Genomic DNA, 14,306 nt, shown 5'->3' with positions numbered 1-14,306 from the left:
AAATTCCCGCCGCAAAAACAGCAGCAGCGAAACATTTAAAATTTTGCTGCATTCCATCGACGTATCCAGGCAGGGGATGCGGGAGTTAGGGATCGACGAGACGGAGATTGAACGGCAGCTTATCAAGGCCATCTTTTTTGCAAGCCTGCCGGTGTTCACTTATACCACCCTGGGGGATAGGCTGGCGGAGGATTATGGGCTGAAAAAGGAAATGATGCAGGAAGTTTTTACGCAGCAGATCTATCACTTTTCGGAAGAATACGTGGAATTCATCAAGGAGTACAACCAGGGGGCCAAAAGCGCCGGGGAACAGGGGCTTTCTTCTTCCGGCGGCTGATAAAGGGAGGAATCGCATTTGGAACCGATCATTTCCATCAAGGACGTCGTAAAAGAGTATGTGATGGGGGAAGTGAAAATCCGGGCCGCAGACGGTGTTTCCTTTGAGGTGAACCGGGGGGAGCTGGTGATCGTTCTCGGGCCCAGCGGCGCCGGGAAAAGCACGGTTCTCAATATTTTGGGCGGTATGGATTTTCCCACCTCGGGGGAGGTATGGGTCAACGGAAAGGATATTTCAAAGTTCAATAAAAATGAGCTGACGATGTACCGGAGAAAGCATGTCGGCTTTGTGTTTCAGTTCTATAACCTGATGCCGAATCTGACTGCTTTGGAAAACGTTGAAATCGCCGCCCAAATCTGCGACGATCCCATGAATTCCACCACAGTGTTAACGGAAGTGGGGCTGGGGGAAAGAATGGCCAACTTTCCGGCGCAGCTTTCCGGCGGCGAGCAGCAGCGGGTTTCCATCGCAAGGGCGGTTGCCAAGAATCCCACGCTGCTCCTTTGCGACGAGCCTACCGGCGCGCTGGATTATATGACCGGAAAATCCATTTTAAAGCTGCTGCAGCATGTGAACCGCGAGTTTGAGAAAACCATAATGATCATCACTCACAACAGCGCGCTCGCCCCAATGGCGGATAAGGTGGTCAGAATCAAAAACGGGAAAGTAGAAGCGGTGGAAAGGAACGAAGCCCCGGTTCCGGTAGAAAGGATTGAATGGTAATGTGGATTTTTTTGAAAAAATTCTACCGCGATCTGGGGGAATCGAAGGGGCAGTTTCTGTCCGTTCTGGCTGTGGTCATGATCGGCGTCATGTTTTATACCGGGATGAATACCGCGCTGATGGGCGTTGAGGGAGCCGGGGAAAAATATTTCAGCGAATACCGATTGGCGGATATCTGGAGCACCGTCATCCGCGCTCCGGAAGGGGCGGTGGATCGGATTCGGTCGATCCCCGGGGTGAAAACGGCACAGGGCAGAGTCGTGCGGGATGCGAGAATCGACATTCAGGACAGAAACGCGATCGTCAGGCTGATTTCCCTTCCCGAGCAAAGAGGGGAAATCCTCAATGATATCCTGCTGACCTCTGGCAGCTATTTCTCGCCGGAAGCCGGAAACCAGTGCATCGTATCAGAGAAATTTTTCAAGGCCAACGGCCTTGTGATGGGGCAGACGATCGAACCAATCATCAATGGCAGCCGCGTCAAGCTGCGGGTGGTGGGCACGGCGAAAAGCCCTGAATATACCTATGAGCTACGGGAAGCCGGCGATCTGATCCCCGACCCCAAAAAATTCGGCCTGGTCTATGTGAAAAAGTCCTATCTTCAGACCGTGCTGGATATGCAGGGCACGGTCAACGACATCAATGTGATGCTGGATCAGAACGGTGACGCAAAGGCCGTAAAGGAAAAAATGAAAGAGATGCTCAAACAGTATGGAGAGAGCAGCACAATAGAAAAAAAGGATCAGCTCAGCTACAGCATGTTCAGCTCCGATGTAGATGGATTCAAGTCGATGGGAACGAGCTTTCCCATGCTGTTTTTCATCGCGTCGGCGGTGATCATCTATATCACGATGACAAGAATGATCGAGAACCAGAGAACGCTGATGGGGGTTCTCAAAGCGCTTGGCTACAGCGATTGGGACATCATGCTCCACTACGAAACGTATCCTCTCATGGTCGGGCTTCTGGGGAGCGTGATCGGGTCGCTGATGGGGATTTTTGTGGTCGGCAGCGCCATGATGGATCTTTACAATACATACTACAATCTCCCGATCGGCGATGCCGTGATCCACTGGGATCTGGTGCTGCCGGCCTCTTTGCTGGCCCTGTTTTTCTGCGTGGTGGCGGGCTACAACGCGTGCAGAAAAGAGCTGCGGCTGATGCCGGCCGAATCCATGAGGCCCAAAGCCCCCGCTTCCGGCAGAAAGATTCTTCTGGAAAATTGGAAGCTGTTCTGGAAGAGCATCAATTTCAGCTGGAAAATCATCATCCGGAACATTTTTCGGTATAAAAAGCGCTCCGCGATGGCCTCTGTAGGAATCATCTTTTCCACCGTGCTGATCCTGATGGCGATGGGCTTTCAGAATTCCGTCGATTACCTGATGGATATCCAGTTTCGGGAAATTCAAAAATTTGATCTAAAAGTCAGCTTTTCAAAAATATTGGATGCCAGCGCACTGAATGATGTGCGGAGCATCGAACACATCAAATCGGCAGAACCGGTTCTGGAAAGCGGGATGGAGATCACCAGCGGGTGGAGAAAAAAGGACATCGGCATCATTGCACTGGACAGCGGGTCACAGTTGTATGGGGTTCTGGATGCCGAGGGCAGGCGGGCGGTCATTCCAAAGGAAGGGATTTTGTTGCCGAAGCGCCTGATGGATACGCTGGGAGTGAATGTCGGGGACGGGGTGTTCCTGCGCTCGTTTTACCCGGGCAAGAATGAAGAAATCGACAAACGGCCGGTGATCATCCGGGGAAACACCATGGAGCTGCTGGGACAAAGCGCGATCTGCAGCACGGAATATCTGGATTACCTGCTCCGGGAAGGGACTGTGATCAATGCGGCATATGTCCGGCTGGAGGATCTGGAGCATGAAAAAGAGGTCGTGCGGGAGTTGAAGGACAGGATGAACGTCAACACCGTGCAGTCAAAGGCGGAGATCGTTTCCAATATGGAGCAGACCATGGGCACCATGAACAGTATGATTCTCATCATGATCTTAGGTGCGGGCGTTCTGACCTTCGCGGTGATTTACAACATTACTAATATCAATATTTTTGAGCGCAGGCGCGAAATCGCGACACTTTCGGTCTTGGGCTTTACGACGGGCGAACTGAAAAGCCTGGTGTTTTATGAGAATTTCTTTCTCAGTGCTTTCGGCGTTCTCGTCGGTCTTTTGCCGGGGAAGCTGCTGACCCAAGCAGTCCTTAACATGTCGGCCACTGAAACGATGTGGTTTCCGGCGGTTTTGAATCCCTCCAGCTATTTCATCACCGCGCTGCTGGTCGGCATTTTTACACTGACGGCCAATTTACTGCTGGGGAAAAAGGTTCGGGATATCGATATGGTGGAATCGCTCAAGAGCGCGGAATAAATGGATGGGATCATCTCACTGTGTAGGGGGTTGGGAAATCATGAAAAAGAAAAAATTATTACTGTTAGGGATCGGCGTTGTGGCGGCTGCAGCTTTGTCGGCGCTGTATTTTTCCGATCAGGGCACCGAAGTACCTGTCGCAGTCGCTCAAAAAGCGGATATCCGCAAATATGTGGAGGATATCGGCACCGTAAAATACAAGGAGCTTCGGAACGCCAGCGTCGAGGGGAGCGGCCTGATTCAAGAGATTCCCGTCGATGTGGGGCAGCAGGTCAAGCGGGGAGACCTGCTTTTGTCCATGGAGAAAGCAGATTTACAGCTCCAGCTCGAGAATCAGGACGCAAGGATCCAGGAGATAAAAGCTACCTTTCAGGGCAGAAGCGAAGTAAAAAATTACGCGAGCAGCATTGAAAAGCTGAAGCTCGCGGTCACGGCGGCGGAGGATGCGTATGCGCTGGCGACAGACGACTATCATTATGCAAAGCTTCTTGCGGATCAGGGTGCGTTGAGCGCAAAGGAGCTGAAGGCGAAGGAAACGGCCATGAAGAGCGCGCAGGCTCAAATTGAGGGCGCCAAAATCGATCTGGAGCAGATGCAGGCGAATACCCCCGCAAGCGTAAAGGCGGTTTATAACGCGCAGCTGCAGCAGGCGGAGCTGAGCCGGGAAAGCCTATCCCGCAGTCTGGAAAAGCAGGAAATCAGATCGCCCATAGACGGGGTGATACTGGAAAAAAAGGTGGAAGTGAATACGGTCGGCGCCCCGGGAACCGTTGCGTTCGTGATTGCGAATGTAGATAAAATGGAGCTGGAAGCCTATATTTTGGCGGATGATGCGGTCAATATCCAGCTGGGGGATGAGACCGAAATCATCGACAGATCAGAAAACAGGCAGACGACGACAGGCAAGGTGGCGGCAATCGCGCCGAGCGCCGTGGAGATGACCTCTTCCCTGGGCGTCAATCAGAAAAGGGTGAAGGTGACCATAGAACCATCCGGCCCACTCCCGCAGATGAAACAAGGGTATGAGGCGGATATCCGAATCATTACCCAAAAGAAAGACGATGTTTTGACAGTGCCGCTCGCCGCCGTATTCGACTATGAGGGCAAAAGCTGCGTCTTTGCCATACAGGACGGAAAAGCAGTGATCAGGGCAGTGAAAAAAGGCATTCAGGATCAGGAATCGGTGGAAATTCTGGAAGGGCTGAAGGAAGGGGAAACGGTGCTGTCGGAACCGGATGTCAGCATCAAAGAAGGGATGAAGGTAAAGCCGAATCCATCTAAAACCTAAACGCTTTTGCAGGAACAGTGCCGGAAAGAAACGGCCAAAGTGATTTCGGGAGGGAAAACACATGAAAAAGTGGATTGCATTTCTGCTGACAGCTGTTTTGGCAGCGAGTTTGCCGGTCACCGCTTTTGCGGAGGAAGCGGCACCGGCCGCGCCGAATCCGGCGGCGGAGGTTTCCATGAATACGATTCAGACCATTATGGAGGATTACAGCCTGGAGCTGCAAAACCTGCTGAACAACCTCAAAATTGCCAAGGAGAAAAAAGAAGATCCGGATTACTACAATCTGTCGGAGGACGCCGCGAAGTACCAGTATAAATTGGCGCAAAAAGAGTACGACAGTAAGGTGCAAAATACGGTGCTGAACGCAAAGCTGGCTTACCTTGCCTACTGCGCGGACAGCGAGCGCCTTACCGAGGCGCAGACGGCCGCGGACAACGCTCAAAAAGCGTGGGGTACCGCACTGCAGGCGTTTTCTTTGGGCTATACTTCGCAGAAGGAGGTCGACTCCCTTCGGCAGCAGGCAGATCAGGCGAAGAGCACGCTGACCCAGCTGAGCGATCAGCTCACGCAGAAAAAAGCGGTCCTGCGCATGCTGCTGAATCTGCCGAGGGATATTCCGATGAATGTCAGTCCTCTTTCAGCCACGGATCTGGATTTTAAAGAGATTGCGGCCGTTGATTATGGTGCAGACGTGATCGAGATGTGGAGAAACAGCGAGAAAATCAAGGCGGCAAGGCTGACCTATGATTATACAGAGGAAAATTACGATACGGATTATGAGCTGGACAACGCGGAGATCGCGCTCCAGCAGGTGCGGGCCTCCGAGCAGGTGACATTTCAAAAGCTGTACGATGCACTGAAAAATTCCTACACGGTTTATCAGCAGAATCTCATCAGTGTACAGCAGAAGGGAAACGAACTTGCGCTGGAACAGCAGGCCTTTTTGCTGGGTTACTCCAGCCAGAAGGCGGTGGACGGAAAGACACAGGGATTAAGGGCGCTCCGCAGTGCTCTTGCTGATAGCCTGAGCGCGATGCTTTCCAATTATTTGAGCTATACCAATATGAAAAACGGCTATTCAGCGGGAAACTGAACTCATAAAGCCAAAGCAGGGAAAATGGAAAGGTGTCACAGGCGGCATATGACCTCCTGTGGCACCTTTTGGGCAAAAAGAAAGACATCCGGATTTGTTGGCCCGGATGTCTTTCTTTTTCTATAGAGGAGATAAGATGGCGAAATCTGTTTTGTCCCATCAACACAAAGAATACAAATGCACCCGGCAAAGCGTATCGCTCAATTCAGGCTGTTTGATTCCACGGGATTCTGCTGTATGTATTGGTCCATTGCTTCCGCCGCTTTTCTTCCGGCACCCATAGCGAGAATGACCGTGGCAGCGCCGGTAACCGCATCCCCTCCCGCGTAAACACCCTTTCGGCTTGTTTCACCCGTTTCTTCCTGGGTGATGATGCAGCCGTGCCTGTTTACCTCAAGACCATCCGTCGTTTTTCGAATCAGGGGATTTGGAGAGGTTCCCACCGCAATGATTGCAGTGTCGATGTCGAGGAAAAACTCGCTTCCCTTCTGCGCGACAGGCCGGCGGCGGCCGGATGCGTCGGGTTCCCCAAGCTCCATTTTGACGCACTCCACACCCCTCAGCCAGCCGTTTTCATCCCCGATAAAACGAACCGGATTGGTCAGCAGATTGAACTGTACACCTTCTTCCATAGCGTGCTCCACTTCTTCCTGCCGGGCCGGTATTTCTTCCATGCTGCGGCGGTAGATGATGGATACGGACTCCGCACCGATTCTCAGCGCGCTTCTCGCGGCATCCATCGCGACATTGCCGCCGCCCACAACAGCCACGGATTTTCCTTTCAGAATGGGAGTTCCATAATCCGGAAGATAAGCCTTCATCAAATTGATTCTGGTCAGGTACTCATTAGCGGAATATACTCCGTTCAGACTTTCTCCCTCGATCTGCATAAAAGAGGGCAGCCCTGCCCCAGAACCGATGAACACCGCCCGCATTCCCTGCTCAAACAGCTCATCCACAGAGATTGTTTTGCCAATGACAATATCTGTCTGAATCTTTACTCCCAATTTCTTCAGATTTTCAATCTCGTACGCCACGATCTTTTTCGGGAGCCGAAACTCGGGGATGCCGTAAATCAGTACGCCGCCCGGCTGGTGAAGCGCCTCGAATACCGTGACCTCATATCCTCTTTTTGCCAGCTCGCCGGCACAGGTCAGGCCGGAAGGCCCCGCCCCCACAACAGCTACCAGAATGCCGTTCGACTCTACGGCCTCTGTTTCTTCTGAAAAGTGCTTGCATGTGGTAATCTGCCGCAAACCGTTCCAGACGCCCGATCGCGACCGGTTCCCCTTTGATGCCCCGCACACATTTTGCTTCACATTGCGACTCCTGGGGGCAGACCCTGCCGCAGACAGCGGGGAGCGCGTTTGTCTCGCGAATGGTCTGATAGGCGGCCTCGTATTCGCCGCTTTTTAATTGACTGATAAATTCAGGGATTTTGACGCCGACGGGACAGCCGGCAATGCATGGCTTGTGTTTGCAGTTCAGACATCTCTGCGCTTCTTCCAGGGCCATTTCTACGGTGTATCCCAAAGCGACCTGTTCAAAATTGTTTTTCCGGATATCCGGGGCCTGAACAGGCATCTCTGTTTTTTTTATTGTGACCGGCATCTTACTGAACTCCTTTCATCAGACGGCATTCCATCGCATGCGACCGTTCCTTTTCCTCGCCGGAATACAGCTTGCTGCGGCGAATCGCCTCGTCAAAGTCCACCAGATGCCCGTCAAAGTCGGGGCCGTCCACACAGGCGAACTTCGTTTGGCCGTCCACCGCGATCCTGCATCCGCCGCACATGCCGGTGCCGTCGATCATGATCGGATTCATGCTGACAATGGTTTTGATGTGATATGGCCTTGTGACGGCACATATCGCCTTCATCATGACCAGGGGGCCAATGGCGATCACGGCGTCATACTGATTTCCTTCCTCGATCAGCCGACTGAGCACATCGGATACAAATCCTTTTGTTCCATTGGAACCATCATCTGTTGTACAGAAATATCTGGTGCTGGCCTTTTTGAACTCCTCTTCCAAAATAATGAGCTCCTTGCTGCGAAAGCCGGTCACCACATCTACATGGGCCCCCAGCCCGAACAGCTTTTTTGCCTGAGGATAAGCAATCGCGCAGCCGACACCGCCGCCGATGACCGCGACTTTTCCCAGACCCTCCAGATGAGACGCGGTGCCAAGGGGACCTACGAAATCTGCCAGATGCTCGCCCTCCTGCTTCTGTGCGAGGAGTTTGGTGGTAGCCCCTACGATCTGGAAAATGATCGTGACCGTACCCAGCTCCCGATCATAATCCGCTATGGTCAACGGGATGCGTTCTCCCGTGTCGTCTACTCTCAAAATGATAAACTGCCCGGGCTGTGCTTTCTTTGCCACCAATGGAGCATCGATGACCAAAAGTACCACAGTAGGATTTAACACCTGCTTTTTGACAATTTGATACATGGGTATTCCTCCAATGACTGTAACAGTGATTTGCGGTAATCAATTGATTTCCGGCAAAAGACTCTTGTCTGTTTTATTGTTATGATTGCGCGGGAAGCTGTCCAGCTGCAGCATTTTTAAAGGGACCATATAGTAGGGCAGATGTTTTTTCAGAAATGCTTTCAGGTCCTCTATTTCTATTTTGCAATTTGCGGTAAAATATCCACATAGGATATTGGTTCCGCCGCAATCGGTACACGCGGTAACGGCCGCTTCGGTGATCCCGGGATATTTCAGCATCGACAGCTCTACTTCATGGGATTCCACGCAATAGCCCCTGATTTTCAGCATCCAGTCTTTGCGGCATACAAATTGGAGATTGCCGTCCGGAAGCTGTTTGACCAGGTCATTTGTTTTATACAGAATTCGATAGGGTTCTTCCTGAGTAAATGGATTTTGAATGAACTGCTCCGCGGTTTTTTCGGGATCGTTCAAATACCCTCTGGAAACCTGAGGGCCGGAAATACAGAGCTCTCCCGCTTCTCCTTCGGCAACCTCCTGGTTGTTCTGATCCATCACATAGTACTTTAAGGAGCTTTTGATTTTTCCGATCGGGTAGCACACGGCTTCTTCCGTGATCACATAGCTGGAAACAAAGCTGCACAATTCGGAGGAAGCGTAGATGTTCCGTATCTGATACCGCCGCGGCTGAAGGTTGCGCGCCGCCTCGCTGCCCACAAGCAGGGTTTTCAGCGTCGTGTTGTCGGCGTCCAATTTTATGTATTTTGCCGCCATATGGGGCGGTAAAAAGGTGATGGTGATTTGATGCTCGATGTAATATTTCGCCAATGCCCGAATGTCTTTCCGAATCTCATCCGGAACAATGTCTACGGTGGCCCCCAGTGCCAAAGGGGTAAAAATATCATTCAGAGCGGCCACAAAGCAAAAGTTTGCAAAGGCCCCGAAAATATCATTTTCATCCATTTCCAGCTCCGCGTAGCTGTTGATTAAGGCGGCCAGATTTTTGTGCTCGATCATAACCCCTTTTGGATTTCCCGTTGAGCCGGAGGTATAGATGATCACCGCCAGGTCTTCCGGGGTGTGAGGAGGCGGGACACGGCGTTCCATGGCATCCAGGTGATCCATAAAATCTTCGGTGAGGATCAGGGGACATCGACAGTGTTCCGTTATGTATTCCAATCTTTCCGCCGGGTATAAGGAATCCAAAAACACAAAGGCGGCGCCGGCTTTTAAGACGCCGATCATAGCGGCGATGGAATCAATGGAACGTCCCATTTGAATCGCTACGATATCTTCATGGCCCACGCCTTTTCCTGCAATACACTGTGCAACCAGAGTGGATTTCTCATCCAGCTCCCGATAGGTCAGGGCTTGTTCCTTCCACACAACGGCTGTTTTATTCCTGTGTCTGGTTACCGCATCTTGAAACAGCTCACAAAACATCGGATCGCTTTTGTAATAAAAAGCTCCCAATTCTAATCTTCCTTTCTGTTTCAAATTTTGCGGGTCAGGCATGTCACTCGGACATGCCCGTTTTGTTCCCCGCAGTTCACCTGAGAGCAGCATCTTGAAAAAGTGCCGGAAATATCGTTTGATATAAAGTTCCGTATCCCTTTGGGCAATCCGTTTGCAATATTTCCGCCCCTGCCGGCCTTTTGTGCGGAAAAGCGTCGTCGCCCCGGCACAAAAGAAAGGAGGGCAGAGGGCTGTCTGATTTTATTTTACATATCCGTCGGCGGCAAGAAAAGCCTTAAGCAAATTCTTTTTCCCCGTTGTATTGCGTAAAGGCCTCGATCAGCATGGGAACCACTTCGTTTACGTCGCCGACAATACCGTAATCTGCGATGTCGAAGATCGGGGCCATCGGATTTTTATTGATCGCGATGATGATATCGGATTCGGACATGCCGGCCAGATGCTGAATCGCACCGGATATTCCGCAGGCAAAATAGATGGTGGGCTTGACCGTTGTTCCCGTTTGCCCGACCTGATTTGCGTGGTCGATCCAGCCGGCGTCCACGGCTGCTCTGGAAGCGCCTACCGTGCCGCCCAGAACCTCCGCCAGCTGCCGGAGCATGGCAAAGCCGTCCGCGCAGCCCAATCCTTTTCCGCCGGAAACGATAAAGTTGGCGTCTACCAAAGAAACCATGTCTTTTTTATGCTTTACGATCTCGATGACCTCGGTTCTGATATCGGCCGGTTCCAATTGCATATCGACCTGAATGACGGAACCCTTGTTATCACTGTTTCTGGCTGCCTTTTCCATGACTCCCGGCCTTACGGTGGACATCTGCGGTCTGTGATCCGGGCAGACAATGGTTGCCATCAGGTTTCCGCCGAAAGCGGGACGCGTCTGCATTAATTTTTTATCCTCCGGGTCCACTTCCAGCTTTGTGCAGTCTGCGGTCAGCCCGGTATTGACTCTGGCCGCGATTCTCGGCGCAAGGTCTCTTCCGATATGGGTCGCGCCGTAAAGCACGATTTCGGGCTTGTATTCCTTGATCGCATCGGACAACACTTTCGCATATCCGTCTGTTGTATAATACTCCAACAACGGACTTTCCGCCAGGTATACTTTTTCGGCGCCGTATTCGATCAGCTCGCCGGCCAGCGAAGCCACATTGCTGCCGATCAGAAAAGCGCAGAGCTCAGAGCCGGTCTTTTCGGCGATCTTTTTGCCTTCGCCCAACAGCTCATAAACAACGGGAGTGATCGCGCCTTGTCTTTGTTCCGCGTATACCCATACATTTCGGTACTCATTTCTGTTTTCCATACGTAAGCCTCCGCTATATAATGTGTTGTTTCTGCAGGTTGTTGATCAGGTTGGCAACCTTTTCCCTGGCTGGGCCCTCAAGCATGACGCCTTTTCCCTTCGGGGCTGGAGTAAAGGACCGAAATACCTTCGTCGGGGATGCCTTGAGGCCGACAACCTCTTTCTCTACCGGGATGTCGTCGATGCCCCATACGGGAATCTCTTTTTTGTAGGCGTCGTAAATCCCTTTTACATTCATGTACCGGGGCTGATTCAATTCTTTCACCGCAGTGAGAAGCACGGGGGTTTTGACCCGGATTACCTCGTATCCATTCTCCAGCTGCCGTTGAACGGTCACGGTGTCTCCGTCAAGCTCAAAGCTCTGTACGTATGTAATCTGCGGCAATCCCAGCTTTTCAGCGATTTGAGGGCCTACCTGCGCGGTGTCTCCATCGATCGCCTGACGCCCGGCAAAGATGATATCAAAGCTGCCCGCTTTTTTGATCGCCGCGGAAATGGTGTTAGAGGTTGCCCAGGTATCGGCGCCGCCAAAAGCCTTGTCGCTGACGAGAACAGCTTCATCCGCCCCCATGGCAAGGCATTCCCTGAGCATGTCGTCTGCCTGGGGAGGCCCCATGGACAAAACCGTCACTTTGACGTCCTCGTATTGATCCTTGAGCCGGAGCGCCTCTTCCAGCGCGTTGGCGTCGTCCGGATTCAGAATGCTCTCCACGCCTTCCCGAATCAGAGTCCCTTTCACCGGGTCGATTTTGACCTCGTTCGTATTGGGCACCTGCTTTGCGCAAACTAATATATTCATGTCGTTCCTCCTGTTTATTTCCCTAAAATATGCCCTGAAATAACCACCTTCTGGATTTCGGACGTGCCCTCATAGATCGATACGATTCTTGCGTCGCGGTACATTCTTTCAATATCGTAATCCTTGATGAATCCATATCCGCCGTGCAGCTGCAGGGCCCTGTAAGTCACATCATTACACAAATCCCCGCAGTAATATTTGGCCATGGCCGCTTCTTGGGAATAAGGCTTTCCCGAATCCTTTTTCAGGGCGGCGTCATAGACCAGCAGTCGTCCGCATTGGATTTTGGTGGCCATGTCGGCAATCTCAAACTGCGTGTTCTGCAGACGGGAAATCGGCTTTCCGAATTGGATTCTTTCCTTTGTAAACTTTACGGCCTCATCGAGCGCTCCCTGGGCGATCCCCAGCCCCTGCGAGGCAACGGTGATTCTTCCCGAATCAAGGGTGGCCATGCAGATTTTAAAGCCCTGGCCCTCTCTTCCCAGAAGGTTTTCTTTGGGGACCCTGACGTTCTCGAGAACGATGTCACAGGTTTTTGAGCCCCTGATTCCAAGCTTATCCTCAACCTTGCCCCGGGAGAAACCCTCCCAGGCTGCCTCTACGATGAAAGCGCTGATTCCGCTGACGCCCTTCGCTTTGGTATCGGTTTTTGCAAACACGGTAATGAAGTCGCAGACAGGGCCATTGGTGATGAAGCATTTTCTGCCGTTTAAAATATAATCATCGCCGTCTTTTTCCGCTGTGGTCACGATCGACGCGGTGTCGGACCCCGCTCCCGGCTCCGTGATCCCAAAGGAGCCGATCATGGTTCCTTCCGCCATGCCTCTCAAATATTTCTGCTTTTGCTGTTCATTGCCGAACAGCATCAAAGGTGTGCCGGAAAGCGAGTTCGGCATAATCTGTGACACAGAAGAAGCGCATACCCTTGCAATTTCTTCTGTTACAATCGCATTGGATCTTGTGTCGCCGCCGCATCCGCCGTACGCTTCCGGAATGGTGACGCAATGAAACTTGCACTCAATGATTTTTTTCGCAAGTTCTTCGGGATAATGGCCCGTTTGGTCAATTTCTTTTGCGTAAGGAGCAATTTCATTTACGGCAAATTCCCTGACTAATTTTCTGAGCAGCTCGTGCTTTTTTTCAAACATATCCTTTCCTCCGTCCCGAATTCGCTGATTTTTGAAGCTGTGTGTACCTTGTTTCGAGCATTGTGTTTTCCTCCGTACCTTGTTGTGATAAATTCCCCTCGGTTGGATCAATCTCTTTTATTAGCAATAGATGTGCCAAATGGAAAACACGCTGAAACAGGCCGGAATCCCTGTTTTTGGGAGGAGCTAGAAAAGGGTTGTATATTACATACACATTAAACCGGACGCATCTTTCGAAAACTATATATTAAGTATACACGAAAGTGCCCTGCCCGTATATGTAACTGTGAGACAGCGTGCCGGGTTGTCCCGCGGCAAAAAATTTGTTGTCAAGGTTTAAGCTTTTTGAGACAAGCCTCATACTGGATGATGACGGTATCGATCAATTCCTTGCAGGAAACGATGCGGTTGATTAACCCGCTCGCCTGGCCGATCGGGATCAGAATGTGGTCCGCGTCGCCTTCCCGGTAACCGTTTCTCGCGTGGGATTTTTTCAAATAATCAAAGATAGCTTCAGAGGGAGCGTTGTTTTTTTCAAGCTCCATGATTTCAAAGGCAAAGTCGTTTTTCAGGCAGCGAAAGGCGTTTCTGACCGACTTGAACAGCACCACAGTGTCTGTTGCACTGGCCTGCAGGATTTTGTTTTTGATATTCGGATGATAAGGGGATTCTTCTGTCATCGCAAAGGCGGTGCCCATCAGGATTCCCTCTGCTCCCAGCAGAAAAGCAGCGGCCATGCCCTCTCCCGTGCAGATTCCGCCCGCGGCGATCACGGGGATCTTTACGGCACGTACCGTTTCCGGTAAATTGACAAACAGTCCCACTTCTTCCATGCCGGGGTGCCCGCCCGCTGCGTATCCCACCAGTATAATGCCGTCGGCTCCCGCCGCTTCCGCTTTTTTGGCGTGCCTGGCGGTCACCGCTTTATGGAGCACCGTGACCTTTGCTTCTTTCAGCCGCTTGATATATTCCGCCGGGTTATTCCCGGCAGTTTCCACAACGGGGACCTTTTCCTCCACGATGACGTCGATGTAATTGTGGGTGAAATTTGTTTTGGATTCCGCCAGAAGAGAAATGTTTACGCCAAAGGGCTGGTTTGTCAGCTTTTTTGTCTGCCGGATCTGTTCCCGAAGGGCCTCTTTACTCCCCAGATGGTTGGAAGATAAAAAGGCGAAACCGCCCGCGTTGCACACGGCGGAAACCAGCTCTGCTTCAGAAAGGCCATACAGGCCGCCGCAAAGGATCGGGTATTTGCTCCCCAGCATTTCCGTGATTTTTGTTTCCATAAAAGCACCTCCTGTTGTTTCTGTGC

At 51.6% G+C, this 14,306-nt stretch carries 12 protein-coding genes and 1 pseudogene; 5 read left to right on the top strand and 8 right to left on the bottom strand.

From position 1 onward, the window contains the following. The 5 genes from TY09_RS18495 to TY09_RS00785 all read left to right on the top strand — a co-directional run. The coding region (locus TY09_RS18495; protein ID WP_042430105.1) for a hypothetical protein at positions 1–337 on the top strand (337 nt) is incomplete at its 5' end. 18 nt (positions 338–355) lie between these two features. Beyond that, positions 356–1,060 (top strand): ABC transporter ATP-binding protein, encoded by a 705-nt coding sequence (locus tag TY09_RS00800; RefSeq protein ID WP_042430102.1) that lies wholly within the window; start codon positions 356–358, stop codon positions 1,058–1,060. Beyond that, complete coding sequence (locus TY09_RS00795) at positions 1,060–3,438, top strand: ABC transporter permease (RefSeq protein WP_042430099.1); 2,379 nt, start codon at positions 1,060–1,062, stop codon at positions 3,436–3,438. The genes TY09_RS00800 and TY09_RS00795 overlap by 1 nt, the downstream gene beginning before the upstream one ends. 40 nt (positions 3,439–3,478) lie before the next feature. Then, positions 3,479–4,726 carry an efflux RND transporter periplasmic adaptor subunit gene (locus tag TY09_RS00790; RefSeq protein WP_042430097.1) on the top strand — a complete coding sequence of 416 codons (1,248 nt, stop codon included), beginning with the start codon at positions 3,479–3,481 and terminating at the stop codon, positions 4,724–4,726. Positions 4,727–4,787: 61 nt separating this feature from the next. Continuing rightward, a complete protein-coding gene (locus TY09_RS00785; protein ID WP_042430094.1) occupies positions 4,788–5,819 on the top strand; it encodes a TolC family protein in 1,032 nt (343 codons plus the stop codon). A 200-nt stretch (positions 5,820–6,019) separates the two neighbouring features. On the opposite strand, the gene TY09_RS00780 is transcribed toward TY09_RS00785, so the two are convergent. The 8 genes and pseudogenes from TY09_RS00780 to TY09_RS00750 all read right to left on the bottom strand — a co-directional run bounded on the left by TY09_RS00780 (position 6,020) and on the right by TY09_RS00750 (position 14,280). Then, positions 6,020–7,126 (bottom strand): FAD-dependent oxidoreductase, encoded by a 1,107-nt coding sequence (locus tag TY09_RS00780; RefSeq protein ID WP_242841411.1) that lies wholly within the window; start codon positions 7,124–7,126, stop codon positions 6,020–6,022. Next, positions 7,113–7,334: pseudogene (locus TY09_RS18770) on the bottom strand (dihydropyrimidine dehydrogenase); the annotation flags it as partial. The gene TY09_RS00780 and the pseudogene TY09_RS18770, both read right to left, overlap by 14 nt. Positions 7,335–7,431: 97 nt before the next feature. Continuing rightward, complete coding sequence (locus tag TY09_RS00775) at positions 7,432–8,274, bottom strand: sulfide/dihydroorotate dehydrogenase-like FAD/NAD-binding protein (protein ID WP_042430091.1); 843 nt, start codon at positions 8,272–8,274, stop codon at positions 7,432–7,434. Between the two features lie 39 nt (positions 8,275–8,313). Then, positions 8,314–9,747 (bottom strand): amino acid adenylation domain-containing protein, encoded by a 1,434-nt coding sequence (locus TY09_RS00770; protein ID WP_052335529.1) that lies wholly within the window; start codon positions 9,745–9,747, stop codon positions 8,314–8,316. Positions 9,748–10,024: 277 nt separating this feature from the next. Then, positions 10,025–11,047, bottom strand: a complete 1,023-nt coding sequence (locus TY09_RS00765) for an electron transfer flavoprotein subunit alpha/FixB family protein (protein ID WP_042430088.1) — start codon at positions 11,045–11,047, stop codon at positions 10,025–10,027. Positions 11,048–11,060: 13 nt separating this feature from the next. Further along, positions 11,061–11,846, bottom strand: a complete 786-nt coding sequence (gene etfB, locus TY09_RS00760) for an electron transfer flavoprotein subunit beta (protein WP_042430085.1) — start codon at positions 11,844–11,846, stop codon at positions 11,061–11,063. A 14-nt stretch (positions 11,847–11,860) separates the two neighbouring features. Beyond that, positions 11,861–12,994: an acyl-CoA dehydrogenase family protein gene (locus tag TY09_RS00755; RefSeq protein WP_009066433.1), complete on the bottom strand. Its 1,134-nt coding sequence runs from the start codon at positions 12,992–12,994 to the stop codon at positions 11,861–11,863. Between the two features lie 329 nt (positions 12,995–13,323). Continuing rightward, a complete protein-coding gene (locus tag TY09_RS00750; protein WP_042430081.1) occupies positions 13,324–14,280 on the bottom strand; it encodes an NAD(P)H-dependent flavin oxidoreductase in 957 nt (318 codons plus the stop codon). Between the last annotated feature and the right edge of the window lie 26 nt (positions 14,281–14,306).

The sequence above is a fragment of the Faecalispora jeddahensis genome (assembly GCF_000577335.1).
Classification (GTDB): Bacteria; Bacillota; Clostridia; order Oscillospirales; family Acutalibacteraceae; genus Faecalispora; species Faecalispora jeddahensis.
The sequence above is the reverse complement of the archived record's forward strand: the minus strand, read 5'-3'. Positions and strand labels throughout refer to the sequence as shown.

Excerpts from the sequence above, each read along its gene's own strand:
- TY09_RS00785 (WP_042430094.1), top strand. The coding sequence starts at position 4,788 with ATGAAAAAGTGGATTGCATTTCTGCTGACAGCTGTTTTGGCAGCGAGT.
- TY09_RS00795 (WP_042430099.1), top strand. The coding sequence starts at position 1,060 with ATGTGGATTTTTTTGAAAAAATTCTACCGCGATCTGGGGGAATCGAAG.
- etfB (WP_042430085.1), bottom strand. The coding sequence starts at position 11,846 with ATGAATATATTAGTTTGCGCAAAGCAGGTGCCCAATACGAACGAGGTC.
- TY09_RS00755 (WP_009066433.1), bottom strand. The coding sequence starts at position 12,994 with ATGTTTGAAAAAAAGCACGAGCTGCTCAGAAAATTAGTCAGGGAATTT.
- TY09_RS00765 (WP_042430088.1), bottom strand. The coding sequence starts at position 11,047 with ATGGAAAACAGAAATGAGTACCGAAATGTATGGGTATACGCGGAACAA.
- TY09_RS00790 (WP_042430097.1), top strand. The coding sequence starts at position 3,479 with ATGAAAAAGAAAAAATTATTACTGTTAGGGATCGGCGTTGTGGCGGCT.
- TY09_RS00750 (WP_042430081.1), bottom strand. The coding sequence starts at position 14,280 with ATGGAAACAAAAATCACGGAAATGCTGGGGAGCAAATACCCGATCCTT.
- TY09_RS00775 (WP_042430091.1), bottom strand. The coding sequence starts at position 8,274 with ATGTATCAAATTGTCAAAAAGCAGGTGTTAAATCCTACTGTGGTACTT.